Source organism: Salinispora pacifica DSM 45544 (assembly GCF_000378845.1).
Classification (GTDB): domain Bacteria; phylum Actinomycetota; class Actinomycetes; order Mycobacteriales; family Micromonosporaceae; genus Micromonospora; species Micromonospora pacifica.
In genome coordinates, this window is sequence record NZ_KB905359.1 from 3903873 (window position 1) to 3929260 (window position 25388).

The following is a 25388-nucleotide window of genomic DNA, read 5'->3' on the forward strand; positions in this document are numbered from 1 at the left end:
TGGCACCGGCAACTTTCGCGGATCCCCTCCCGGCAGGAGCTCACCGATGTCTGGACTGTCACGTCGCTGGCGAAGTGCCCTCACCTTCGCGGTATTGGCCGCGCTCGGTGGCCTTCTGGCCCTGGACTCGGGTGTGCAGCTCGCCGACTTTATTTGGACCGCCTCAGCCGTGGAGGCGGGCATCGCGGTAGGCAGGTAGCGTCCGCACCGTCAACCAGGGGGCGGAATGTCAGGCAGTCCACCGCCGGTGCGTAGGACCACCGAGCAGGTCTGGCTGATCATCGCCCCGCTGGCGATAGTCGCGGTCTTTGGGAGCATCTTCCTGGCGCTCGCAGCCGAGCCGCCCCCCGGTGACCTGGCTATCGCCGCTGCCCTGCTCGTCGTGATGATCGCGGCTGGTGCCGGGGTCCTGCAGATCGTCGTGCGCCGGGAGGCGCTCGAGGTGGTCGTCACCGAGATTCCACTCGTGCTGGCGTTCTACTACCTGCCGCCCTTTACGGTCGTGGTGCTCATCGTCCTGTCCACCCTGGTCGGGCTGCTCTGGCGTCGGCTCGGCGCGGTGAAGGTCTGGTTCAACGTGGCCTGCAAGGGCGCGGCGGCCTCGCTGGGTGGCGTGGTCCTGGTCGGGCTCTCGGGTGTGGACGGAGTGGGGCCCCGGACCTGGGCGGTCCTGTTCGCCGCGGTCACCGTGAACTCGGTTGTCTCCCTGATCGCGATCAGTGGTGTGGTGAGTCTGCTCCACGGCTGGCAGGCGGGCTGGGAGTTGTTCCGCAGGTCCCCGGTGCCGCTGGTGGTCAACTCCATCAACGTGGCGATCAGCCTGATCCTGTTGCTGGCGCTGGAGTCGACCTGGTGGTCAGTGCTGTTGATTGCCGTGCTGGCCGTTGCGATGGTGGTGGTCTACCGCTCGTATGCGCAGTTCCTCCGGCAGCACCGCACGTTGAGCAGCATGTACGAGCTGACTCGGGCGATGACCGAGGGCGGCCGGGAGGGCGCCGTCGCCGACCAGCTGTTGGGCCGGATCCGAGCCCTGATGCAGGCCGAGTACGCGACCCTGTGGCTCCCCGCGCAGGGGCGGTTTCCCGAGGTGCTGCTCAGCGCTCGGATGGGCGACCGGGGCCTGCTCGATGTCGCACCCACCCCAGCCGACCTGCGGGAACAGGTCCGGGAATCCGGTTTGACCCTCGCCGTTGGGCGAGCCCTCCCGGACTCCGCTGACGCTTGGGGGGACCTGGTCGGCCACGGGGTGAAGGACGTGATCGTCGTCCCGTTACGGTCGGGTCCGGCGGTGATCGGCACCCTGGAGGTCGTCAACCGGCTCAGCGAAGGAGGTCGCTTTACGCCGGATGATGTCCCTGTCTTCGAGACCGTCGCCGCGCACACCGCGGTCGCGCTCGAGAATTCCCGGCTGGTTGACCGACTGCGGCACGACGCCTACCACGACACGCTTACCAAGCTGCCCAACCGGCGGCGGGTCACCGAGGCGCTGGACGAGGCGGTGAAGATCCGGGCGCCGGGTGAGGTGGTGGCGCTGCTGCTCTTCTCGGTTGATCGACTCCGGGAGGTCAACGAGTCTCTCGGGCGGGCTGCCGGGGACAAGGTGTTGGTCCAGGTCGCCGCGCGGCTTCGGTCCTGCGCGCCGTCCTCGGCACTGGTGGGACGGGTCGGCGGGGACGCGTTTCTGGTGACCCTCCGGCTGGCGGGGTCGACTGCGGCCCTGGAACTGGCGGCGCGGATGCGGGAGCAGATCCGGGCCGTGGTGACCTTTGACGGGCTGACCCTCGACGTGGATACGGCGGTGGGTGTCGCCGTGCACCCGGAACATGGCGAGGGGTCTGCCGCGCTGCTGCAACGGGTCGACCTGGCCGTCCGGGCAGCCCAGTCCGCGCCCGGGAACGTCCAGCTGTTCCACCCGGCGTTGGAGTCCCGGTCGCTGCGGCGGCTCGGTCTCGCCGGCGACCTGCGGCGGGCCCTGGCCAACGGGGAGCTGGAGGTGTATTTCCAGCCCAAGGTCACCCTGCCCGACCGGCGGTTGGTGGGCGTCGAGTGCCTTGCCCGCTGGGAGGACCGGGCCCACGGGGCGGTCTCGCCGGAGGACTTCGTGGCGGTTGCGGAGTACACCGGTCAGCTGGGGCGGCTCACCGAGTTTGTGCTCCGGGAGGGGCTACGGCTTAGCCGTGACTGGGCGCCCGGGGGTCACCCGCTCTCCGTCGCGGTCAACCTCTCCCCGCGTACGCTGACCGACCAGCACTTCCCGGAGCGGGTGCGGGAACTGCTCGGGGAGTACGGGGTGCCGCCGCAGCGGCTCACGTTGGAGATCCGGGAGTCCGGGGTGCTGGACGGCACCGACCGCCCCATTCCGACCCTGCGGCGCCTGCGTGATCTGGGCGTCCGCCTGTCGGTGGATGACTTCGGTACGGGTAACTCGTCGCTTGCCCACCTGCGCCGGCTCCCCGTGCACGAGGTGAAGGTTGATCACCGGTTTGTGCAGGGGATGGCGACCGACCCAGGTGACCTGGCCATCGTCAACGCGGTGGTGACGCTCTCCCAGCAGTTCGGCCTCGCCGTGGTGGCCGAGGGGGTGGAGAGCGAGTTGACCCTGGAGCTTCTCCAGGACATCGGGTGTGAGTACGGGCAGGGGTTCCTGTTCAGCCGTCCGTTGCCCTATGAGCGGCTGGAGGCGTGGTTCGGCGCCCAACTGGAGTCGGGAACAGCGGCCGCGGGGGAGCCGCCGCGGCTGCGGGTCGTGCCGTGAGCTGGGCTCACCGGCCACCGGGGGATCCGATTTCAGCTCCGCGATCCCGCCGTGTACGCTTACCTCTGCACGGCCACCGAGTGGTCGCGCAGGCCCCCTTAGCTCAGTCGGCAGAGCGTCTCCATGGTAAGGAGAAGGTCTACGGTTCGATTCCGTAAGGGGGCTCAGAGGGTCCGGCTGGACCCACCCGGCGGTGTAGCTCAGGTGGCAGAGCAAGCGGCTCATAATCGCTGTGTCGCCGGTTCAAGTCCGGCCACCGCTACTTTCGTCCATCGGGCCTCACCCGGCGGATGATGGGACGGGCGCCTTCGGCGCCCGCTTTGCATGTCCACGTGCTTAGCGCGTAGGCTGATGCGTCCGTAGTTGTCACCCATTTACGAGGAAGGCACTCCGCCGTGGCGAAGGCGACCGATGTCCGGCCGAAGATCACTTTGGCGTGTGTGGAGTGCAAGGAGCGCAACTACATCACGCGCAAGAACCGGCGTAACGACCCGGACCGTATCGAGCTGAAGAAGTTCTGCCCGCGGGACGGCCGGCACACGATCCACCGCGAGACCCGCTGATCCTGGCGGTCCGCCGCTGATCTATCCACGGTCGCCGATCCGCCGACCCGTGTGGCTCTACCGCCGCCGGTCGGGTGGGTCGGCGGCCGTGTTCTGCGTGTAGGTTCGCGGCATGTCCCTGGACCCCTCCTTCGTCGGCCGGACCTACCCGCCGACCGCCCCCTATCAGGTGGGCCGAGAGAAGATTCGTGAGTTCGCGACCGCGATCGGCGCTACCGAACCGGCCCATCACGACCCGATCGCCGCTCGTGCGCTCGGCCATCCGGACGTGGTCGCCCCGCCGACCTTTCCGGTCGTGGTCACCATGGCCGCCACCCATCAGATCGTGGCGGATCCGGACCTCGGCGTCGACTACAGCCGGGTCGTCCACGGTGATCAGCGCTTCGCCTACACCCGCCCGGTTGTGGCGGGGGACGAGCTGGTCTGCGTCAACACCATCGAGGAGGTCCGCACCCGCGGCGGGCACGGGTTCCTGACCACCCGCACCGAGGTCACCACGCCGGAAGGTGAGTCGGTGGTCACCGTCTGGTCGAAGATTGTCGTACGGGGGGAGGGCTGAGATGGAGCTGCCGACCAAGACATTCCAGGTAACCCGGGCGGACCTGATCCGCTACGCGGGCGCCTCGGGAGACTTCAACCCGATCCATTGGAGCGACCGGATCGCGACCTCGGTCGGGCTGCCCGGCGTGATCGCCCACGGGATGTTCACGATGGCGTTGGTGGGCCGGGCCGTCGCCGAGTGGGCCGGCGCTGCCGACGCGGTGGTCGACTACGGGGTCCGATTCACCCGGCCGGTCGTTGTCCCAGACGATGAGCAGGGCACCGAGATCGAGGTGACGGCGGCGGTTCGGGAGGTCACCGATGCGGGCTTGACCAGGATCGACATCACCGCGACCTGCGGCGGGGAGAAGGTGTTGTCACAGGCGAGGGCGACCATCCGGACGTCTGGCTGACCGATCTTTGACGTGCCGGGGGCGGACCGGTTGGGAAAGTCGTGCCACTACCCGTACACTGGTCCGCCGTGGGGCACGTGACCCTGCCCGGCCGTTTTGGCGGGGTGAGGTGACGTCCGCCGCATAGGGGTGTAGCTCAATTGGCAGAGCAGCGGTCTCCAAAACCGCAGGCTGCAGGTTCAAGTCCTGTCACCCCTGCGCCTCAGGCCTGATCGTTTCGTGGGTCGCGTCGTCGCCGGCGGCGTCCGGCCCGTGGTGGTGGTATCGGCAGGGCGGCTCCGAGGCACTCGGGCCCCAAGTTCGGACCGCTGGCTACGGCCCGTCGCGGACGGTCGGGCCGGCCGGCGTGACCAGACGCCGCGTATGCTGTGACGGCGTGCGAACCGACATCCCGCGACGGAGGGCGATGTGGCCGACAACAAGCGGCGCGGCGAGGATGCCGACGACGAGCGTCTGGACGGCGAGCTCGACGCTGCCGGCGATGCCGGCGCCGACGATGAGTCGGCCTCCCGGGGTGAGAGCGCGAGCGGCTCGTCTCGGGCCGAGTCGGTTGACCGGCCGAAAAGCCGTGCCCAGGGTGACAGGGTTGGCCCGATCGGTCGAGTTGCGCGATTCATCCGCGAGGTCGTGGCTGAGCTGCGTAAGGTCATCTGGCCGACGCGCAAGGAGCTGTTGACCTACGCCTCCGTGGTGATCGTGTTCGTCGCCGTGATGCTGGCGATCGTGGCTGGCCTGGACCTCGCCTTCGCCGAGGGTGTGCTGTGGGTCTTCGGTAACCCCAGCTGACCGGCTGACTGTGCTGATAGTGACGGAAGTGAGCAAGCGTGCCTGAGTACGACGAGACCGCCGAGCCTGTGGACGAGCAGTCCACGGTCGCGACGGCGGCTGGTGACATGTCGGTTGAGGCCGCCAGCGAGCCGGAGCTCTCCGCCAGCGCCAGCGAGCCGGCCGAGGAGAACGAGTTCGACCCGGTCGCCGAGCTGCGGCAGAAGCTGCGCTACGCGCCGGGCGACTGGTATGTGGTGCACTCGTACGCCGGCTACGAGAACAAGGTCAAGACCAACCTTGAGACCCGGATCACCTCCCTCGACATGGAGGACTACATCTACCAGGTCGAGGTGCCGACCCGGGATGAGGTCGAGGTCAAGAACGGCAAGCGTTCCCAGATCCAGGCCAAGGTCTTCCCCGGCTACATCCTGGTGCGAATGGAGCTCACCGCGGAGTCGTACTCCTGCGTGCGGAACACGCCTGGGGTGACCGGCTTCGTGGGCGCCACCGACCGGGCCGACCGGCCGGCGCCGCTGAGCCTCGACGAGGTGTTGAAGTGGCTGGCGCCAGCGGTCGAGGCCGTGGAGAAGAAGGCGAAGCCCGAGGTCAAGGTCCTCGACTTCGAGGTCGGCGACTCGGTCACCGTCACCGACGGTGCCTTCGCCTCCCTGCCGGCGACGATCAGCGAGATCAACGCCGACCAGCAGAAGCTCAAGGTGTTGGTGTCGATCTTCGGTCGAGAGACGCCGGTGGAGCTGAACTTCAACCAGGTCGCCAAGATCTGATCTTCAGTACGTCGGCGGTGGGTAGCTACCCACCGCCGACGTACTCGTTTCTGGCCAGGGCGGCTGGCAGCCGGACCCCGGAAGGCCGGCAGTCGGCGTGCGCTACCCTAGAACGTCGCCGTCTACGCGGCATGCTGACCGTGCATGCCCCGACTGGCGGTGCGAATTCCCGTTTCACGTCCCAGGAAGTGACATGCCTCCGAAGAAGAAGCTCGTCAAGACGTTCACGCTTCAGCTGCCGGCGGGCCAGGCCACCCCGGCGCCGCCGGTTGGCCCCGCGCTGGGTCAGCACGGTGTGAACATCATGGAGTTCTGCAAGTCCTACAACGCCCAGACCGAGTCCCAGCGGGGCGACATCGTCCCCGCCGAGATCAGCGTCTACGAGGACCGCACGTTCACCTTCGTGCTGAAGACCCCGCCCGCCGCCCGACTGCTGATCAAGGCCGCTGGTGTGGCGAAGGGCTCGGGCGTCCCGCACCTGGAGAAGGTCGGCCAGGTCAGCCGCGCTCAGCTGCGGGAGATCGCCGAGAAGAAGATGGCTGACCTCAACGCCAAGGACCTCGACCAGGCCGAGAAGATCATCGCCGGTACCGCCCGGTCGATGGGCCTGAACGTCGTCGACTGACCCACGCCGACCCGCCGATCCCGTTTGTGGGAGGGCTCGCGAGCACCGCGGCCCGCCAGAGACCACAGGAGTAACCACAGATGCAGCACAGCAAGAACTACCGTAAGGCGGCTGCGGCCATCGACCGGTCGAAGCTGTACACCCCCGCCGAGGCCGTCAAGCTGGCCAAGGAGAGCACCTCCGTCAAGTTCGACGCCACGGTCGAGGTCGCGATGCGCCTCGGCGTCGACCCGCGCAAGGCGGACCAGATGGTTCGCGGCACGGTCAACCTGCCGCACGGCACTGGTAAGACCGCGCGTGTGATCGTGTTCGCCGCCGGTGCGAAGGCCGAGGAGGCCGTTGCCGCCGGCGCCGACGAGGTGGGCACGGACGAGCTGGTCGCCCGGATCCAGGGCGGCTGGCTCGACTTCGATGCGGCGATCGCCACGCCGGACCAGATGGCCAAGATTGGTCGGATCGCGCGGATCCTGGGCCCGCGCGGTCTCATGCCGAACCCGAAGACCGGCACGGTGACGATGAATGTCGCCAAGGCGGTCGCGGACATCAAGGGCGGTAAGATCGCTTTCCGGGTGGACAAGCACTCCAACCTGCACCTGATCATCGGGAAGGCCTCGTTCTCCGAGGGCCAGCTGGTGGAGAACTACGCGGCGGTCCTCGACGAGATCCTGCGGGTGAAGCCGTCCGCGGCCAAGGGTAAGTACCTGCGGAAGGTCACCCTCACCACCACGATGGGCCCGGGTGTTCCGGTCGACCCGAACGTGGTGAAGAACCTGCAGGAGGGCTCCGCCGAGGGCTGAGCACGACTGCGTTCGAACGGGGCCCTGCCAGCTGGTGGGGCCCCGTTCGGCTTTCTGGCTGACTTGTCGCCACCGAGGACCCTGACGTGTGGGGGCTGGGGCAGGCCGGGTGGGGCGGTGTGGCGGCCCCGGCGGGGATCGCGTATTCTTGTCGCGAAGTTCCACCCAGAGACCGCTGGTCACCGTGCCTCGGCACGGTCGAAGGTTCCGCGATGACGGGCGACCCGCGCAGGGCGGCAAGCGAAAACAGGTTGTCTCCCACGGTCCGCCGACTGTGGTTCCAGGCCCAGCCTTTCGCCCCGTGCGCCCTGCGCCGGGGCTTTTCTCGTTGCGGTGTTCCTCCGGATCCGCCGTCGGCTACCGCCGATGACGGTGACCAGCCTGGAGTAACGAGAGAGGAGGGACATGGCGGACAAGCCGATCCGGGCCGACAAGGCCACGGCCGTCGTCGAGCTGACCGAGAGCTTCCGCAACGCGGGCGCGACCGTGCTGACCGAGTACCGTGGTCTGACGGTCTCCCAGCTCACCCAGCTGCGGCGCTCGCTCGGCACGGAGACCACCTACACGATCGCCAAGAACACGCTGGCCAAGCGTGCCGCGGCGGACGCGGGTATCTCCGGGCTCGATGAGCTGTTCACCGGTCCTACCGCGCTGACTTTCGTTTCGGGCGACGTCGTCGAGGCGGCCAAGGGTCTTCGCGATTTCGCGAAGACCAACCCGAAGCTGGTCATCAAGGGCGGTGTTTTCGAGGGCAAGGCCATCACTGCGGCCGAGGTCACGAAGCTCGCCGACCTGGAGTCCCGCGAGGTGCTGCTGGCCAAGCTGGCCGGTGCCATGAAGGGCAACCTGAGCAAGGCCGCGTCGCTGTTCCAGGCGCCGATGGCCAAGACGGCCCGCCTGGCGGCTGCCCTGCAGGACAAGCGCGAGAAGGAAGGCGCCGAGGCGGCCTGAGGCTGCCCCGGTGCACACGATTCTTAGCAACACCACTTGAGAAAGGACGCCAGACATGGCGAAGCTCAGCACCGACGAGCTGCTCGACGCGTTCAAGGAGATGACGCTGATCGAGCTCTCTGAGTTCGTGAAGCAGTTCGAGGAGACCTTCGAGGTCACCGCCGCGGCTCCGGTCGCCGTGGCCGCTGGCGCCCCGGCCGCCGGTGCTGCTGCCCCGGTCGAGGAGGAGCAGGACGAGTTCGACGTCATCCTCGAGGCCGACGGTGGCAAGAAGATTCAGGTCATCAAGGTCGTGCGTGAGCTGACCGGCCTGGGCCTCAAGGAGGCCAAGGACCTGGTTGAGTCCGCGCCGAAGGCGATCCTGGAGAAGGCCAACAAGGAGACCGCCGACAAGGCCAAGGCCAAGCTCGAGGGCGAGGGCGCCAAGGTCACCCTCAAGTGACCTTGTGCTAACCCCGGTGGGGTGTCCGGTGTACGTGTGCCGGGGCACCCTGCGGCACGACGGGCGGCGATCCGGTCAGCGGATCGCCGCCCGCCCGTGTTGGTGGCCTACCGCCCAGCCGAGCTGGGCGGTAGGCGCGGTTGGTTGGAGCCTGGCCTGTCGGTCCGCCCACGCAGCTGCGCCGGGTCTCCGGCGCCGACGGGGAGCGGTGGGTCGCAGCTGGCGGTAGCCGGCTCTTGACGCGGCCGGGCCCGGCAGGCACGCTGAAACCAGCAAGACTTTCCGCGCTTGCAACGGTCGCCACGTGGGTGCGGGCTCGGCGAGTCGCCCGACGGCCGCAAGGTGGCCCGGTGGGAGTGTCGCGTTCCGAGCGGCCCGGCATGAGGTTCCGAGGCGCGTTCCGCGATGACCTGCGGGGTTGGCTGGACAGCGGCCAGCCTCTCGGCTACACTGCTAGTTTGCGCTGCCTTCCGAATTTACCCCTGCTCGGAAATGTCCGATTGTGGATATTTCTGGTGGGGTTATTGGAGTGCGCGCGTACCAGCCGTTCTGCAGCACCGGTCCTCGGAAGGACGCATCTTGGCAGCTTCCCGCCCTGCGAAGACCAGTCGTACGTCGAGCGCTTTCGCTCCCCGCCGAGTTTCTTTCGGTCGGATTACCGAACACCTCGAGGTCCCCAACCTCCTTGCCATTCAGACCGAGTCTTTTGACTGGTTGGTTGGCAACGAGGCGTGGCAGGGCCGGTCGGCGGACGATCCGCACGCGCGCTCGGGTCTCGCGGAGATTCTCGACGAGATCAGTCCCATTGAGGACTTCTCCGGCACTATGTCACTCTCCTTCTCGGCCCCACGCTTCGACGAGGTCAAGGCCTCGATCGAGGAGTGCAAGGAGAAGGATCTCACCTACTGCGCCCCGCTCTTCGTGACCGCGGAGTTCACCAACAACACCACCGGCGAGATCAAGAGCCAGACGGTGTTCATGGGTGACTTCCCGATGATGACGCCGAAGGGCACCTTCATCATCAACGGTACCGAGCGCGTCGTCGTCAGCCAACTCGTCCGGTCGCCGGGTGTCTACTTCGACAAGCAGCCGGACAAGACCTCCGACCGCGACCTCTCCAGCGTGAAGGTCATCCCCAGTCGGGGTGCCTGGCTGGAGTTCGACATCGACAAGCGCGAGACGGTCGGGGTGCGCATCGACCGTAAGCGTCGGCAGGCCGTCACCGTGCTGCTCAAGGCGATCGGTTGGACGGCGGAGCAGATCCGCGAGCGGTTCGGCTGGTCCGAGCTGATGATGACCACGCTCGAGAAGGACCACATCGCCAGCCAGGACGAGGCGCTGCTGGACATCTACCGCAAGCTGCGTCCGGGTGAGCCGCCGACCCGGGAGAACGCCCAGACCCTGCTCGACAACCTCTTCTTCAACCCGAAGCGGTATGACGTCGCCAAGGTCGGCCGGTACAAGTTCAACAAGAAGCTCGAACTGGACCTGTCGATCGACACCGGGGTGCTCACCCAGGACGACATCGTCGCCACCGTCGAGTACCTCTGCCGGCTGCACGCCGGGGAGGAGGGCTACGAGGCCGACGACATCGATCACTTCGGTAACCGTCGGCTACGTACCGTGGGTGAGTTGATCCAGAACCAGGTCCGGGTCGGCCTGTCCCGGATGGAGCGGGTCGTTCGGGAGCGGATGACCACGCAGGACGTCGAGGCGATCACGCCGCAGACTCTGATCAACATCCGTCCGGTGGTGGCGGCGATCAAGGAGTTCTTCGGCACGTCGCAGCTGTCCCAGTTCATGGACCAGACCAACCCGCTGGCGGGCCTCACCCACCGGCGTCGGCTGAGTGCTCTCGGCCCCGGTGGTCTGTCCCGGGAGCGGGCCGGATTCGAGGTCCGCGACGTACACCCGTCGCACTACGGTCGGATGTGCCCGATCGAGACGCCGGAAGGCCCGAACATCGGGCTGATCGGCGCGCTGTCCACCTTTGCCCGGGTCAACCCGTTCGGCTTCATCGAGACGCCGTACCGGAAGGTCGTTGACGGTCGGGTCACCGACCAGATCGACTACCTGACCGCGGACGAGGAAGACCGCTTCGTCAAGGCGCAGGCCAACGCACCGCTGCGGGCGGACGGCTCGTTCGCCGAGGATCGCGTCCTGGTCCGTCGTAAGGGTGGCGAGACCGAGGACGTGGCCCCGGCGGCCGTGGACTACATGGACGTGTCGCCGCGACAGATGACCTCGGTCGCGACCGCGATGATCCCGTTCCTCGAGCACGACGACGCCAACCGCGCGCTGATGGGCGCGAACATGCAGCGTCAGGCGGTGCCGCTGGTCAAGGCCGAGGCGCCGCTGGTCGGTACCGGCATGGAGTACCGGGCCGCGGTGGACGCCGGTGACGTGGTGGTCGCCGAGTTCGGCGGTGTCGTCGAGGACCTCTGCGCCGACTACATCACCGTGCACCAGGACGACGGCCACCGCCGCACCTACCTGCTGCACAAGTTCCGCCGTTCCAACGCCGGCTCCTGCGTCAACCAGAAGCCGGTCGTGTTCGAGGGGGACCGGGTCGAGGCCGGCCAGGTGATCGCCGACGGTCCGTGTACCGACGACGGCGAGATGGCGCTCGGGCGCAACCTGCTCGTGGCGTTCATGACCTGGGAGGGCCACAACTACGAGGACGCGATCATCCTGTCGCAGCGCCTCGTGCAGCAGGACGTGTTGACCTCGATTCACATCGAGGAGCACGAGGTTGACGCCCGGGACACCAAGCTTGGGCCGGAAGAGATCACCCGCGACATCCCGAACGTCAGCGAGGAGATGCTCGCCGACCTCGATGAGCGGGGCATCATCCGGATCGGTGCCGAGGTCGTCCCCGGCGATGTCCTGGTCGGTAAGGTCACGCCCAAGGGTGAGACCGAGTTGACCCCCGAGGAGCGGCTGCTCCGCGCGATCTTCGGCGAGAAGGCGCGCGAGGTCCGGGACACCTCGCTGAAGGTGCCGCACGGCGAGACCGGCACGGTCATCGGGGTGCGTACCTTCTCCCGCGAGGACGGCGACGAGCTGCCGCCGGGCGTCAACGAACTGGTCCGGGTCTACGTCGCTCAGAAGCGGAAGATCCAGGACGGCGACAAGCTCGCCGGCCGGCACGGCAACAAGGGTGTCATTTCCAAGATCCTGCCGGTGGAGGACATGCCGTTCCTTGAGGACGGAACCCCGGTCGACATCGTGCTGAACCCGCTCGGTGTGCCATCCCGGATGAACATCGGCCAGGTGCTGGAGACGCACCTCGGTTGGGTGGCCAAGACCGGGTGGAAGGTCGAGGGTGACGACGCCGAGTGGAAGCGGCAGCTCCAGGCGATCAGTGCCGACGAGTCCGAGCCGGACAGCAACGTGGCCACCCCGGTCTTCGACGGTGCCCGCGAAGAGGAGATCTCCGGGCTGCTCGCGTCCACCCGGGCCAACCGGGATGGCAAGCAGCTGATCGGTTCGTCCGGTAAGGCCCAACTCTTCGACGGTCGCTCCGGTGAGCCGCTGCCGGACCCGATCGCGGTCGGCTACATCTACATCCTGAAGCTCAACCACCTGGTCGACGACAAGATTCACGCGCGGTCGACCGGTCCGTACTCGATGATCACGCAGCAGCCGCTGGGTGGTAAGGCGCAGTTCGGTGGCCAGCGCTTCGGTGAGATGGAGTGCTGGGCGATGCAGGCGTACGGTGCCGCGTACGCACTGCAGGAGCTGCTGACCATCAAGTCCGATGACGTCCTCGGCCGGGTGAAGGTCTACGAGGCGATCGTCAAGGGCGAGAACATCCCGGAGCCGGGCATTCCGGAGTCGTTCAAGGTGCTACTCAAGGAGCTTCAGTCGCTCTGCCTCAATGTCGAGGTGCTCTCCAGCGACGGTGTGGCCCTGGAGATGCGGGAGACCGACGACGAGGTGTTCCGGGCCGCGGAGGAGCTGGGCATCGACCTGTCCCGGCGTGAGCCGAGCTCGGTCGAAGAGGTGTGAGTGGCGAGGGTTGCGGGCCGGCCGGCCCGCAACCCCGCCGAGAGCTAGCTAGAGATCAGACACGACACGAGGGATATAACGTGCTCGACGTCAACTTCTTCGACGAGCTGCGCATCGGCCTCGCCACCGCCGACGACATCCGGCAGTGGTCCCACGGCGAGGTCAAGAAGCCGGAGACGATCAACTACCGCACTCTCAAGCCGGAGAAGGACGGGCTTTTCTGCGAGAAGATCTTTGGTCCTCAGCGGGACTGGGAGTGCTACTGCGGTAAGTACAAGCGAGTCCGTTTCAAGGGCATCATCTGTGAGCGCTGCGGCGTTGAGGTGACTCGGTCCAAGGTCCGCCGGGAGCGGATGGGGCACATCGAGCTCGCTGCCTCGGTGACCCACATCTGGTACTTCAAGGGCGTGCCGAGCCGGCTGGGCTACCTGCTGGATCTTGCCCCCAAGGACCTCGAGAAGATTATCTACTTCGCCTCGTACGTGGTGACGAGTGTGGACGCCGACGCGCGTCACCGGGATCTGGCCACGATCGAGAACGAGATTCTCGCCGAGAAGCGGCAGTCCGAGAACAGCCGGGATTCGGAGATCGAGAAGCGGGCGGGCAAGCTGGAGGCCGACCTCGCCGAGCTGGAGGCCGAGGGCGCCAAGGCGGACGTCCGGCGCAAGGTCAAGGAGGGCGGAGAGCGCGAGATGCGCCAGATCCGCGACCGGGCCCAGCGCGAGATCGACCGCCTGGACGAGGTGCTGGAAACCTTCCGCAAGCTGGAGCCGAAGCAGCTGGTCACCGACGAGCTGCTCTACCGGGAGCTGCGCGACCGGTTCGGCGAGTACTTCACCGGCGGGATGGGGGCCGAGGCGATCAAGGCCCTGGTCCAGAACATGGACCTCGACACCGAGGCGGAGAGCCTGCGGGAGACCATCCGCACCGGTAAGGGCCAGCGGAAGATTCGGGCGCTCAAGCGGCTCAAGGTGGTCGCCGCGTTCCTGAACACCAGCAACTCGCCGCTCGGCATGGTGCTGGACTGCGTCCCGGTCATCCCGCCGGACCTGCGCCCGATGGTGCAGCTCGACGGTGGCCGCTTCGCGACCTCCGACCTGAACGACCTCTACCGCCGGGTGATCAACCGGAACAACCGGCTCAAGCGGCTGATCGATCTCGGTGCTCCCGAGATCATCGTGAACAACGAGAAGCGGATGCTCCAGGAGGCCGTTGACGCGTTGTTCGACAACGGCCGTCGTGGTCGACCGGTCACCGGTCCGGGTAACCGTCCGCTCAAGTCGTTGTCCGACATGCTCAAGGGCAAGCAGGGCCGGTTCCGGCAGAACCTGCTCGGCAAGCGGGTCGACTACTCGGGCCGATCGGTTATCGTGGTCGGTCCGAAGCTCAAGCTGCACCAGTGCGGCCTGCCCAAGCAGATGGCGTTGGAGCTGTTCAAGCCGTTCGTGATGAAGCGGCTGGTGGACCTCAACCACGCCCAGAACATCAAGTCCGCCAAGCGGATGGTCGAGCGGCAGCGGCCGGTCGTCTGGGATGTGCTCGAGGAGGTCATCGGCGAGCACCCGGTGCTGCTCAACCGGGCGCCGACCCTGCACCGACTGGGTATCCAGGCGTTCGAGCCGCAGCTGGTCGAGGGCAAGGCGATCCAGATCCACCCGCTGGTCTGCACCGCGTTCAACGCTGACTTCGACGGTGACCAGATGGCGGTCCACGTGCCGCTGTCCGCCGAGGCGCAGGCCGAGGCGCGGATCCTGATGCTCTCGTCCAACAACATCCTCAAGCCGGCTGACGGCAAGCCGGTGACCATGCCCACCCAGGACATGATCATCGGTCTCTACCACCTCACCCACCTCACTCCGGGTGAGCGGGGCGAGGGCCGGGCGTTCAGCTCGGACGCCGAGGCCCGGATGGCGTTCGACAACGGTGAACTGCACCTGCAGGCGCCGGTGAAGATTCGGCTGCGGGGCCTCGTCGGGGTCGAGAGTGGCCCCGGTGCCGAGCCGTGGACCGCGCCGGAGGGCTGGGTCGAGGGCGACCCGATCACGGTGGAGACGACGCTCGGCCGGGTTCTGTTCAACGAGACCCTGCCGCCGGGCTACCGGTTCGTGAACTACGAGATCCGCAAGGGGCAGCTCTCCGCGATCGTCAACGACCTCGCCGAGCGGTTCCCGAAGGTCGCCCTCGCGGCCACCCTGGATGGTCTCAAGGAAGCCGGTTTCCACTGGGCCACCTGGTCCGGCGTCACCATCGGGATGGAGGACGTCCTCGCGCCGCCGCGTAAGCGGGAGATCCTTGGTCGGTACGAGAAGGAAGCCGACCGGATCGACAAGCAGTACCAGCGTGGTCTGATGACCGCCGAGGAACGTCGCGGTGAGCTCATCGAGATCTGGACCAAGGCGACCAACGAGGTCGCCAAGGAGATGGACACCGCGCTACCGCAGGAGAACCCGCTCTGGAAGATGATCAACTCGGGGGCCCGCGGTAACCTGCTTCAGCTCCGGCAGATCGCCGCGATCCGTGGCCTGGTGGCGAACCCGAAGGGTGAGATCATTCCGCGTCCGATCAAGGCCTCCTACCGGGAGGGCCTGTCGGTACTGGAGTACTTCATCTCCACCCACGGTGCCCGTAAGGGTCTGGCGGACACCGCCCTGCGTACCGCCGACTCGGGCTACCTGACCCGTCGTCTGGTGGATGTCTCGCAGGATGTGATCATTCGCGAGGAGGACTGCGGCACCGACCGGGCCATTCCGATGCAGGTGGGCCAGCACGCCGGCGACGCCGGTTCGCTGGCCGTGCACGAGCACGCGGAGACCAGCGTGCACGCCCGCACGTTGGCTGACGACATCAAGGGGCCGGACGGCACCGTCGTCGCCGAGCGGGGCGCGGACATCAACTCGATTCTGGTGGACAAGATCGTCGCCGCCGGAGTGGAGTCCGTCCGAGTCCGCAGCGTGCTCACCTGTGAGTCGAAGCTGGGCGTCTGCGGGGCCTGCTACGGCCGTTCGCTCCCGACCGGCAAGACCGTGGACGTCGGCGAGGCGGTTGGCATCATCGCCGCCCAGTCGATCGGTGAGCCGGGTACGCAGCTGACGATGCGTACCTTCCACACCGGCGGTGTCGCTGGGGAGGACATCACCCAGGGTCTGCCCCGGGTCCAGGAGATCTTCGAGGCTCGTATCCCGAAGGGCAAGGCTCCGATCGCGGACACCCCTGGTCGGGTCCGAATCGAGGATGGCGAGCGGTCCCGGAAGATCATTGTGGTGCCGGACGACGGCAGCGACGAGATCGCCTACGACAAGATCTCGAAGCGGGTGCGACTGCTGGCCAACGACGGCGACCACGTCGAGGTCGGCGAGAAGCTCACGGTCGGCACGATCGACCCGCACGAGCTGCTTCGCATCCTCGGTCCGCGTGCGGTCCAGGTCCACCTGACCCAGGAGGTCCAGGAGGTCTACCGCTCGCAGGGTGTGCTCATCCACGACAAGCACATCGAGATCATCATCCGGCAGATGCTCAAGCGGGTGACGGTGATCGACTCCGGCTCGACCGAGTTCCTGCCGGGCGTACTCGTGGACCGGGCGCTGTTCGAGTCGGAGAACCGCCGGCTCGTCTCCGAGGGCGGCGAGCCTGCCGCTGGCCGTCCGGTGCTGATGGGTATCACCAAGGCCTCCCTGGCCACCGACTCCTGGCTCTCGGCGGCCTCCTTCCAGGAGACCACCCGGGTGCTGACGGACGCAGCGATCCACGCCCGCAGCGACTCGCTGATCGGTCTCAAGGAGAACGTGATCATCGGTAAGCTCATCCCGGCTGGTACTGGCATCAGCAAGTACCGCAACGTCCGGGTCGAGCCGACCGAGGAGGCGAAGGCCAAGGTCTACTCGATGACCGGCTACCCGGAGACCGATTACGGCTTCGGGCCGGCCAGTGGCCAGGCGGTCCCGCTGGACGACTTCGACTTCGGGTCGTACCGCTAGACCCCGTGCTGTACGCGGCCCCCGGCGTTGCCGGGGGCCGCGTCGTGTTCGGTGGTGTCGGTGTCGGTGTCGGTGTCGGTGTCGGTGTCGGTGCCGGCCGCTACCGTCCTCGGCATGTCCGACAGTCCGCTGCGTAGGGTAGACACCGTCTTCGTCAAGGTCGATGATCCACATGCCGTGGCGCAGTGGTACCAGGAGACCCTGGGCTGGCCCGAGCGCTTCCGCACCTCGCACATCGTGGTGCTCCAGGCCCCCGAGGGCCCGCCGGTGACTCTGATCAACCCGGCGGGAGGCGAGTGGTCCGGTTTCAACTTTCACGCCCCCGACGCCGTCGCCGCCCGGCGGTGGCTGATCGAGCGTGGGGCCGAGGTCGGTGAGCTGAATCAGGCCCCGGACCAGCCAGTGATCTGGTTCTGGTTTCGTGATCCGCTGGGTAACCGGCTCGAGGTCTGTTCCTATCCAGGTCCGGGCATGATGGGGGCATGAGCACCGCTGCCGAGCCCACCCCGGTCGCCCTGCTGGGGCTGCCCCGGCACCCGCAGGACCCCGAGCCGGTGCGGTCAACCAAGGCGCGGGCGGTCTTCGCGCTCGGGCTGTTCGGGGCCCTGACCGGCCTGTTCGTCGGGGGAGTGGTGCCGGCCACCGTGGCACTCGTGTTGGCGCGACAGGCGCGTCGTGAGGCGTACCGGTCTGGGGGGTTTCTCACCGGAGCGGCGTGGCTGCGGCGGGGGGAGCGACTGGCCTGGACCGGCCTGGTGCTGACCATGGTTGTGCTGACCGTCCTGGTGGTGATGGGTGTCATTCGGCTGGCGGAGGCTCCCTACGGCCAGGATTTCGCCCCGAACATGGACTGACCGTTGGCAGCGTTGACCAAGTCGGGCACCGCCCGTGGGCCGCGCAGCGGTAGCCTGACCGATGTTCGGCGCTTGGGCGTCGACTGCCGACCTGGAGGACCTGTGACCGATCCGGCACGCCCACAGGGCACCGACCCGACGGCGCCCGGCGGGCCGCAGGGGCCAGTCGAGGGGGCGCCCCCGCCATCACCGCTGCGGGCGCCGACGCCAGACCCGTGGGCCCGGCCACCAGCGCCGTCCGGTCCGGCGGGCACGCCACCGACCGCAACGCCCGGTTGGGGCCCCCTGCCGGTGGTGTCTCCGCCGCCACCGCGGGAGGCGCTGGGTCGGCCGAGTCAGATTCATCCGGTGCCGGGTACGCCGTTCGGGGTTGTGCACCTCGACGTGCCGGCGGTCACCTCCGGTCTCGCGGTGGGGTCCCTGGTCGTGGGGATTGTTTCGATTCTGGTCTCGTTGCCGGTGGTCGGTTTCGGCGTGATTGGGGCGGGTGGGGACGGTGCGTGGGCTGCGGGAGCCTTCGCCATGTTGGGCGTCCTTACCGGGGCGGGCGCTGTTGGTGTCGGCTTCTTCGGCCTGCGGCAGATCCGTCGGCGGATGCCGCCGCCGGCGGTCCGGTTCTCCGGGCGGGGATTGGCCTGGGCCGGAGTGAGCTGCGGTGGTGCCGGGCTGCTGCTCAACCTGGGTGGGCTTGGGTTGGCACTGCTCGTGGGGTTGTCCTGATCGTCGGGTTTAGGGCTGATTGTGTGGGGCGTGGGGAACCGAGGGCCGCGGAATCGTCGCCGGGTGCAGCCGGTACACTCGGTGGGTGCCCGGCACGGGCGCGCAGGCCGAACGGTCTCGACCGGTGGGTGAACCCGCTGGCCGCCCGGTTTTGACCTGCGCGGTTGTGGTAGGTACCCTTTCTTCTTGTGCCCAGGCATGCCTGGGCAGTTCGTGCGTGCGCTGTGATCTCGCTTCGTGGGTGTTCTCACGGTGCACGACGACAACCAGAGATCCGGCCGCCTCGCGCCGGTGACCAAACCCGGTTTTCGCCCGTGAGTGACGACCGGGAAACCGCGAATCGGCGACACGCCCGACCGCGGGTGCTGGGACCCCGGCAGGTGGCCCTGGTTGGAGTGTAGGAGAGCCGTCCATCCGGCCGGCTAGAAGCAGACGGCGCGGTTGCCTGCTGGCGACCGAAGGGAGCGGAGAAACCCGGTGCCCACCATTCAGCAGCTGGTCCGAAAGGGCCGTCAGGCCAAGACGACCAAGACGAAAACCCCCGCCCTGAAGGGGTCCCCGCAGCGGCGGGGCGTGTGCACCCGGGTGTACACCACCACCCCGAAGAAGCCGAACTCGGCGCTGCGTAAGGTCGCTCGGGTCAAGCTCAGCAGCCAGATCGAGGTGACCGCCTACATTCCGGGCGTCGGTCACAACCTCCAGGAGCACTCGATCGTGCTGGTCCGCGGTGGCCGGGTGAAGGACCTCCCCGGTGTGCGGTACAAGATCGTGCGTGGCTCGCTGGACACCCAGGGTGTCCGCAACCGCAAGCAGGCGCGTAGCCGCTACGGCGCGAAGAAGGAGAAGAGCTGACATGCCGCGTAAGGGACCCGCTCCGCGGCGGCCACTGGTCGCTGACCCGGTGTACAACTCGCCGCTGGTCACCCAGCTGGTAAACAAGATCCTGCTGCGCGGCAAGCGCCAGCTCGCCGAGACCCTCGTCTACGCGGCGCTGGAGGGTTGCCGGGAGAAGTCCGGCACCGACCCCGTGGTCACCCTCAAGCGGGCGATGGACAACGTCAAGCCGACGCTCGAGGTGCGTAGCCGTCGGGTTGGTGGCGCCACCTACCAGGTACCGGTCGAGGTTCGTCCCGCCCGCGCCACCACCCTGGGCCTGCGCTGGCTGGTTACCTACGCCCGTGCCCGGCGCGAGAAGACCATGGTTGAGCGGCTGATGAACGAGCTGCTGGACGCGAGCAACGGCCTCGGCGCCGCCGTCAAGCGGCGCGAGGACACTCACAAGATGGCCGAGTCCAACAAGGCCTTCGCGCACTACCGCTGGTAACACCCGGGTTCCGGCGCCGTCTCGGCGCCGGAACCACACCAGTTGTGTCGAGACGACGATAAGTAGGGATTGAAGTGGCCGCCGCAGACGCGCTCGCCAACGTACGCAACATCGGCATCATGGCGCACATCGATGCCGGTAAGACCACTACCACCGAGCGAATCCTGTTCTACACCGGTATCACCTACAAGATCGGTGAGGTTCATGAGGGCGCTGCCGTCATGGACTGGATGGCGCAGGAGCAGGAGCGCGGTATCACGATCACTTCCGCCGCCACGAAGTGCGAGTGGAAGGGCCACACGATTCAGATCATCGATACGCCCGGCCACGTCGACTTCACGGTCGAGGTCGAGCGGTCGCTGCGGGTTCTGGATGGTGCGGTCGCGGTCTACGACGGAGTCGCCGGCGTGGAGCCGCAGACGGAGAACGTCTGGCGTCAGGCCGACAAGTACAACGTCCCGCGGATGTGCTTCGTCAACAAGCTCGACCGGACCGGTGCAGACTTCTTCCGCTGCGTCCAGATGATGGTGGACCGGCTCAACGCCACCCCGTTGGTGCTTCAGGTCCCGATTGGGCTCGAGTCCGAGCACATCGGCGTCGTTGACCTGATCGGCATGCGTGCCCTCACCTGGCGTGGGGAAACCCAGAAGGGCGAGGACTACGCGGTCGAGGAGATCCCGGCCGAGTTGACCGACGTCGCCACCGAGTGGCGCGAGAAGCTGATGGAGACGCTGGCCGACGTCGACGACGCGGTGATGGAGAAGTACCTGGAGGGCGAGGACTTCTCCATCGAGGAGATCAAGGCTGCCATCCGCCGGGCGACCATCGCCGGTAAGGCCAACCCGGTCCTCTGCGGCTCCGCCTTCAAGAACAAGGGCGTCCAGCCGATGCTCGACGCCGTGGTCGACTACCTGCCGTCGCCGCTGGATGTCCCGGCGATCGAGGGCACCGCGACCGACGGTGAGACCCCGCTGCTGCGGAAGCCGTCCACCTCGGAGCCGTTCTCCGGTCTCGCCTTCAAGATCCAGACCGACAAGCACCTTGGGAAGCTGACCTACGTCCGGGTCTACTCCGGTGTGGTCGAGACCGGTTCGCAGGTGGTCAACTCCACCAAGGACCGCAAGGAGCGGATCGGCAAGATCTACCAGATGCACGCCAACAAGCGGGAGGAGCGCGGCTCCGCCAAGGCTGGCGACATCATCGCGGTTCAGGGCCTCAAGCAGACCACCACCGGTGACACCCTCTGCGACCCGGCGAACCCGGTCATCCTTGAGTCGATGACCTTCCCGGAGCCGGTCATCGAGGTGGCCATCGAGCCGAAGACCAAGGCCGACCAGGAGAAGCTGAGCACCGCCATCCAGCGGCTGGCCGAGGAGGACCCGACCTTCCGCGTCAAGCTGGACGACGAGACCGGGCAGACGGTCATCTCCGGCATGGGTGAGCTGCACCTGGACATCCTGGTGGACCGGATGCGCCGCGAGTTCAACGTCGAGGCGAACATCGGTAAGCCGCAGGTGGCGTACCGCGAGACCATCCGCCGCAAGGTGGAGAAGGTTGAGTACACCCACAAGAAGCAGACCGGTGGCTCCGGCCAGTACGCCCGGGTGATCATCAGTCTGGAGCCGTTGCCCCTGGACAACGACGCTCCAACCTACGAGTTCGCCAACGCCGTCACCGGTGGTCGCATCCCCCGGGAGTTCATCCCCTCGGTGGACGCGGGTGCGCAGGATGCCATGCAGTACGGCATTCTGGCCGGCTTCCCGCTGGTCGGGGTGAAGCTGACGCTGGTGGACGGTCAGTACCACGAGGTCGACTCGTCTGAGATGGCGTTCAAGATCGCCGGTTCGATGGTGCTGAAGGACGCGGCCCGCAAGGCCGATCCGGCACTGCTCGAGCCGATGATGGCCGTTGAGGTCACCACTCCAGAGGAGAACATGGGTGACGTCGTCGGTGATATTAACTCCCGTCGAGGCATAATCCAGGCGATGGAGGATCGCGGCGGTGCCCGCGTCGTCCGTGCCCTGGTGCCGTTGTCGGAGATGTTCGGCTACGTCGGCGACCTGCGGTCGAAGACCCAGGGCCGGGCTAGCTACAGCATGCAGTTCGACTCCTACGCCGAGGTCCCGGCCTCGGTGGCGAAGGAGATCATCGCCAAGGCGACCGGCGAGTGACACTCGCCTGAGCCGGTTGATGAGCCGGGGCGGTCGCGGGAGGGTCTCCCGCCCGTGACCACCTCGGTCGGAGGGCATGAATCTGGGCCTGTAGGCTTCATCGCCGCAGAGCTCACAAATGGCTTCCCGGCCGTCAGGCCGGAAAGGCTGTCGACAGAGTCCTAAGCGCCGACCGGCGCGCCGGGGCGAACGAACCAAGAAAGTCCACAGGAGGACACCAGTGGCGAAGGCGAAGTTCGAGCGGACTAAGCCGCACGTCAACATCGGCACCATTGGTCACATCGACCACGGTAAGACGACGCTGACGGCGGCCATCACCAAGGTCCTGCACGACCAGTACCCGGACCTGAACCCGTACATGCCGTTCGACGAGATCGACAAGGCGCCGGAGGAGAAGGCCCGCGGTATCACGATCTCGATCGCGCACGTCGAGTACCAGACCGAGGCGCGGCACTACGCGCACGTCGACTGCCCCGGGCACGCCGACTACATCAAGAACATGATCACCGGTGCGGCACAGATGGACGGCGCGATCCTCGTGGTCGCGGCGACCGACGGCCCGATGCCGCAGACCCGCGAGCACGTGCTGCTGGCCCGCCAGGTCGGCGTGCCGTACATCGTCGTGGCGCTCAACAAGAGCGACATGGTTGACGACGAGGAGCTCCTTGAGCTCGTCGAGCTCGAGGTCCGTGAGCTGCTCTCCTCGCAGGAGTACCCGGGTGACGACCTGCCGGTCGTGCGGGTGTCCGCGCTGAAGGCCCTTGAGGGCGACCCGGAGTGGGCCGGCAAGCTCATGGAGCTGATGACCGCGGTCGACACCTCGATCCCGCAGCCGGAGCGCGAGACCGAGAAGCCGTTCCTGATGCCGATCGAGGACGTCTTCACGATCACCGGCCGGGGCACGGTCGTCACCGGTCGCGCCGAGCGTGGCGTGCTGAAGCCGAACGAGGAGGTGGAGCTCGTCGGCATCCGCGAGAAGTCGACGAAGACCACCTGCACCGGCATCGAGATGTTCCGCAAGCTGCTGGACGAGGCGCGCGCGGGTGAGAACGTCGGTCTGCTGCTGCGTGGCGTGAAGCGCGAGGACGTCGAGCGCGGCATGGTCGTCATCAAGCCGGGCACCGCCACCCCGCACACCGAGTTCGAGGCGACGGTCTACATCCTCTCCAAGGAGGAGGGCGGCCGCCACACGCCGTTCTTCCAGAACTACCGTCCGCAGTTCTACTTCCGGACCACGGACGTTACCGGCGTTGTTACCCTCCCCGAGGGCACCGAGATGGTCATGCCGGGCGACAACACCACGATGACCGTGAAGCTGATCCAGCCCGTCGCGATGGAGGAGAACCTCAAGTTCGCGATCCGCGAGGGTGGCCGCACGGTTGGCGCGGGCCGCGTCACCAAGATCATCCAGTGAGCTAGGTAACCCCGATTAGGTGTGCCGCCGCTCGTGCGGCATACTAGTCAGGTTGCGTAACGATGGTTCGCCCGTTTGCGTTCGGCAGTGCCGAACCTCCGGGCGGGGGAACCAGTCGGGCGCAGGGTGGTCGGCGATTCTTCGCTGACCACCCTCGCGCGGCGTCTAGGTCGCCATAGTGCGATTGACGTGATGACCCACCGCGGCAGAATCGCTCCGGAATCCCGGGGCGGACTCTGAACCAAGGGCGCGACACGCCCGACCGCGGGGGTCGGCGAAGCGGGCCCGGTGCCACTCGGCACGGGCGTCCGCAACACAGCGGCATCGAGAGAAGGAACAGAAGCCACTATGGCGGGACAGAAGATCCGCATCCGGCTCAAGGCCTATGACCACGAGGTCGTCGACTCCTCGGCTCGGAAGATCGTCGAGACGGTGACGCGCACCGGGGCGCAGGTCGCAGGGCCGGTGCCGCTGCCCACGGAGATCAACCGTTTCTGCGTTATCCGCTCGCCGCACAAGTACAAGGACTCGCGCGAGCACTTCGAGATGCGCACGCACAAGCGGCTGATCGACATCATCGACCCGACCCCGAAGACGGTCGACTCGCTCATGCGCCTCGACCTGCCGGCTGGCGTCGACATCGAGATCAAGCTGTAGGGATCGGACAAATGGACAGGCAAGTCAAGGGGATCCTGGGCGCGAAGCTCGGCATGACCCAGGTCTGGGACAACAACCGTGTTGTCCCGGTGACTGTGGTGCAGGCCGGCCCGTGTGTCGTCAGCCAGGTCCGTAGCCAGGAAAAGGACGGCTACGCGGCCGTTCAGTTGGCGTATGGCGCCATCGACCCGCGCAAGGTCAAGAAGCCGATCAGCGGCCACTACGCGAAGGCCGAAGTCGCGCCGCGCCGACACATCGTCGAGCTGCGCACCACCGACGCCACCGAGTACTCGCTCGGCCAGGAGGTCACGGTCGAGGAGTTCCCGGCCGGGATCTCGGTTGACGTGACCGGAAAGACCAAGGGCAAGGGCTACGCCGGCCCGATGAAGCGGCACGGCTTCCACGGCCTGCGCGCCAGTCACGGTGTCGAGCGCAAGCACCGCTCGCCGGGTTCGATCGGCGGCTGCGCCACGCCGGGACGTGTCTTCAAGGGCACCCGGATGGCCGGCCGGATGGGTGGCGTGCGTTACACCGTCCAGAACCTCACCGTCCAGGCGGTTGACACCGAGAACAATCTCCTGCTCGTCCGGGGTGCCATCCCTGGCCCCAAGGGCGCGCTGGTCCTGGTCCGCACCGCGGCCAAGGCGAAGAAGGGTGGGGCAGCCAAGTGACCACCGTTGATGTCCTCACCGTCGAAGGTACCAAGGCCGGCTCCGTCGAGCTGCCCGCTGACATCTTCGACGCGCAGGCCAACATCCCGCTGATGCACCAGGTCGTGGTGGCTCAGCTCGCGGCGGCTCGACAGGGCACGCACAAGACCAAGACGCGGGGCGAGGTCGCCGGCGGCGGCAAGAAGCCCTACAAGCAGAAGGGCACCGGCCGGGCCCGCCAGGGCTCGATCCGCGCTCCGCAGTTCGCCGGGGGCGGCGTGGTACACGGCCCGGTGCCGCGCGACTACAGCCAGCGCACCCCGAAGAAGATGAAGGCCGCCGCGCTGCGGGGTGCCCTCTCGGACCGGGCCCGCGCGGAGAAGGTGCATGTCGTCGAGGCGTTCGTCGCCGGTGAGAAGCCGTCAACGAAGGCGGCTCTGACCACCTTGGCGAAGCTGACCGACGCACGCCGGGTGCTGGTGGTGCTGAGCAGCACCGATGAGGTGAACTGGGTGTCGCTGCGCAACGAGCCGCGGGTGCACCTGATCGAGTCCGGCCAGCTCAACACGTACGACGTGCTGCTGGCCGACGACGTGGTCTTCACCAAGGAGGCCCTGGAGGAGTTCCTGGGCGTTCCCGCTGAGACCACCGAGGAGGGTGGCAAGTGAGCACGATCGCCGACCCGCGCGACATCATCATTGCGCCGGTCGTCTCGGAGAAGAGCTACAGCGAGCTGAACCGCAACTGGTACACGTTCCTGGTGCACCCGGACGCGAACAAGACCGCGATCAAGATCGCCATTGAGCAGATCTTCAACGTCCGCGTCCTGACGGTCAACACGCTCAACCGCGTGGGCAAGCGCAAGCGGACCCGGACCGGGTTCGGCAAGCGCAAGGACACCAAGCGGGCGATGGTGAAGCTGGCTGACGGTGACCGCATCGAGGCCTTCGGCGGCCCGGTCAGCTGAGGGGTGT

The 25388-nt window shown here is 67.2% G+C and carries 24 protein-coding genes and 3 tRNA genes; all 27 read left to right on the forward strand.

Annotated elements, in window-relative coordinates:
* The first annotated feature begins 46 nt into the window (after nucleotides 1-46).
* Entirely contained in the window at nucleotides 47-199 is a 153-nt protein-coding gene (locus SALPAC3_RS28420) for a hypothetical protein (RefSeq protein WP_196230318.1), read from the forward strand.
* A 27-nt stretch (nucleotides 200-226) separates the two neighbouring features.
* A complete protein-coding gene (locus SALPAC3_RS0117825) occupies nucleotides 227-2755 on the forward strand; it encodes a putative bifunctional diguanylate cyclase/phosphodiesterase (protein WP_026185687.1) in 2529 nt (842 codons plus the stop codon).
* Nucleotides 2756-2847: 92 nt separating this feature from the next.
* Nucleotides 2848-2920: transfer RNA gene (locus SALPAC3_RS0117830), tRNA-Thr, on the forward strand.
* Between the two features lie 24 nt (nucleotides 2921-2944).
* Nucleotides 2945-3017: transfer RNA gene (locus SALPAC3_RS0117835), tRNA-Met, on the forward strand.
* A gap of 133 nt (nucleotides 3018-3150) precedes the next feature.
* A complete protein-coding gene (gene rpmG / locus SALPAC3_RS0117840) occupies nucleotides 3151-3318 on the forward strand; it encodes a 50S ribosomal protein L33 (RefSeq protein ID WP_012184342.1) in 168 nt (55 codons plus the stop codon).
* Nucleotides 3319-3430: 112 nt separating this feature from the next.
* The gene (locus SALPAC3_RS0117845) at nucleotides 3431-3877 is read left to right on the forward strand and encodes a MaoC family dehydratase N-terminal domain-containing protein (protein WP_018222566.1); all 447 of its coding nucleotides are present in this window, start codon (nucleotides 3431-3433) and stop codon (nucleotides 3875-3877) included.
* A 1-nt stretch (nucleotide 3878) separates the two neighbouring features.
* A complete protein-coding gene (locus SALPAC3_RS0117850) occupies nucleotides 3879-4271 on the forward strand; it encodes a MaoC family dehydratase (protein WP_018222567.1) in 393 nt (130 codons plus the stop codon).
* 125 nt (nucleotides 4272-4396) lie between these two features.
* Nucleotides 4397-4469: transfer RNA gene (locus tag SALPAC3_RS0117855), tRNA-Trp, on the forward strand.
* A gap of 210 nt (nucleotides 4470-4679) precedes the next feature.
* Complete coding sequence (gene secE / locus SALPAC3_RS0117860; protein WP_018222568.1) at nucleotides 4680-5057, forward strand: preprotein translocase subunit SecE; 378 nt, start codon at nucleotides 4680-4682, stop codon at nucleotides 5055-5057.
* A gap of 38 nt (nucleotides 5058-5095) precedes the next feature.
* A complete protein-coding gene (gene nusG / locus SALPAC3_RS0117865) occupies nucleotides 5096-5824 on the forward strand; it encodes a transcription termination/antitermination protein NusG (protein ID WP_018217074.1) in 729 nt (242 codons plus the stop codon).
* A gap of 193 nt (nucleotides 5825-6017) precedes the next feature.
* On the forward strand, nucleotides 6018-6449 hold the full coding sequence (gene rplK, locus SALPAC3_RS0117870; protein ID WP_018222569.1) for a 50S ribosomal protein L11: 432 nt from the start codon (nucleotides 6018-6020) through the stop codon (nucleotides 6447-6449).
* A gap of 80 nt (nucleotides 6450-6529) precedes the next feature.
* On the forward strand, nucleotides 6530-7246 hold the full coding sequence (gene rplA, locus SALPAC3_RS0117875; RefSeq protein ID WP_018222570.1) for a 50S ribosomal protein L1: 717 nt from the start codon (nucleotides 6530-6532) through the stop codon (nucleotides 7244-7246).
* A 405-nt stretch (nucleotides 7247-7651) separates the two neighbouring features.
* Complete coding sequence (gene rplJ, locus SALPAC3_RS0117880) at nucleotides 7652-8197, forward strand: 50S ribosomal protein L10 (RefSeq protein WP_018222571.1); 546 nt, start codon at nucleotides 7652-7654, stop codon at nucleotides 8195-8197.
* Nucleotides 8198-8252: 55 nt separating this feature from the next.
* On the forward strand, nucleotides 8253-8639 hold the full coding sequence (gene rplL / locus SALPAC3_RS0117885; RefSeq protein ID WP_018222572.1) for a 50S ribosomal protein L7/L12: 387 nt from the start codon (nucleotides 8253-8255) through the stop codon (nucleotides 8637-8639).
* A gap of 579 nt (nucleotides 8640-9218) precedes the next feature.
* Nucleotides 9219-12650 (forward strand): DNA-directed RNA polymerase subunit beta, encoded by a 3432-nt coding sequence (gene rpoB, locus SALPAC3_RS0117890; protein ID WP_026185688.1) that lies wholly within the window; start codon nucleotides 9219-9221, stop codon nucleotides 12648-12650.
* 80 nt (nucleotides 12651-12730) lie between these two features.
* Entirely contained in the window at nucleotides 12731-16624 is a 3894-nt protein-coding gene (locus tag SALPAC3_RS0117895) for a DNA-directed RNA polymerase subunit beta' (protein WP_018222574.1), read from the forward strand.
* A 114-nt stretch (nucleotides 16625-16738) separates the two neighbouring features.
* Complete coding sequence (locus SALPAC3_RS0117910) at nucleotides 16739-17110, forward strand: VOC family protein (RefSeq protein ID WP_018222576.1); 372 nt, start codon at nucleotides 16739-16741, stop codon at nucleotides 17108-17110.
* The gene (locus tag SALPAC3_RS0117915; protein ID WP_018222577.1) at nucleotides 17107-17478 is read left to right on the forward strand and encodes a hypothetical protein; all 372 of its coding nucleotides are present in this window, start codon (nucleotides 17107-17109) and stop codon (nucleotides 17476-17478) included. The genes SALPAC3_RS0117910 and SALPAC3_RS0117915 overlap by 4 nt, the downstream gene beginning before the upstream one ends.
* A gap of 348 nt (nucleotides 17479-17826) precedes the next feature.
* Nucleotides 17827-18198 (forward strand): hypothetical protein, encoded by a 372-nt coding sequence (locus tag SALPAC3_RS0117920; protein ID WP_018222578.1) that lies wholly within the window; start codon nucleotides 17827-17829, stop codon nucleotides 18196-18198.
* 477 nt (nucleotides 18199-18675) lie between these two features.
* Nucleotides 18676-19050, forward strand: a complete 375-nt coding sequence (rpsL, locus tag SALPAC3_RS0117925) for a 30S ribosomal protein S12 (protein WP_007465318.1) — start codon at nucleotides 18676-18678, stop codon at nucleotides 19048-19050.
* 1 nt (nucleotide 19051) lies between these two features.
* Complete coding sequence (gene rpsG, locus SALPAC3_RS0117930) at nucleotides 19052-19522, forward strand: 30S ribosomal protein S7 (RefSeq protein ID WP_012015128.1); 471 nt, start codon at nucleotides 19052-19054, stop codon at nucleotides 19520-19522.
* Nucleotides 19523-19596: 74 nt separating this feature from the next.
* Entirely contained in the window at nucleotides 19597-21693 is a 2097-nt protein-coding gene (fusA, locus tag SALPAC3_RS0117935) for an elongation factor G (RefSeq protein ID WP_018222579.1), read from the forward strand.
* A gap of 220 nt (nucleotides 21694-21913) precedes the next feature.
* Nucleotides 21914-23107 carry an elongation factor Tu gene (gene tuf / locus SALPAC3_RS0117940; RefSeq protein WP_018222580.1) on the forward strand — a complete coding sequence of 398 codons (1194 nt, stop codon included), beginning with the start codon at nucleotides 21914-21916 and terminating at the stop codon, nucleotides 23105-23107.
* A gap of 348 nt (nucleotides 23108-23455) precedes the next feature.
* Nucleotides 23456-23764, forward strand: coding sequence for a 30S ribosomal protein S10 (gene rpsJ / locus SALPAC3_RS0117945; protein WP_007073037.1), 309 nt, complete (start codon nucleotides 23456-23458; stop codon nucleotides 23762-23764).
* 11 nt (nucleotides 23765-23775) lie between these two features.
* The gene (gene rplC / locus SALPAC3_RS0117950; RefSeq protein WP_018222581.1) at nucleotides 23776-24435 is read left to right on the forward strand and encodes a 50S ribosomal protein L3; all 660 of its coding nucleotides are present in this window, start codon (nucleotides 23776-23778) and stop codon (nucleotides 24433-24435) included.
* Nucleotides 24432-25082 carry a 50S ribosomal protein L4 gene (gene rplD / locus SALPAC3_RS0117955; RefSeq protein ID WP_018222582.1) on the forward strand — a complete coding sequence of 217 codons (651 nt, stop codon included), beginning with the start codon at nucleotides 24432-24434 and terminating at the stop codon, nucleotides 25080-25082. Before rplC ends, rplD begins: the two co-directional genes overlap by 4 nt.
* On the forward strand, nucleotides 25079-25381 hold the full coding sequence (gene rplW / locus SALPAC3_RS0117960) for a 50S ribosomal protein L23 (protein ID WP_012015123.1): 303 nt from the start codon (nucleotides 25079-25081) through the stop codon (nucleotides 25379-25381). Before rplD ends, rplW begins: the two co-directional genes overlap by 4 nt.
* Nucleotides 25382-25388 lie beyond the last annotated feature (7 nt).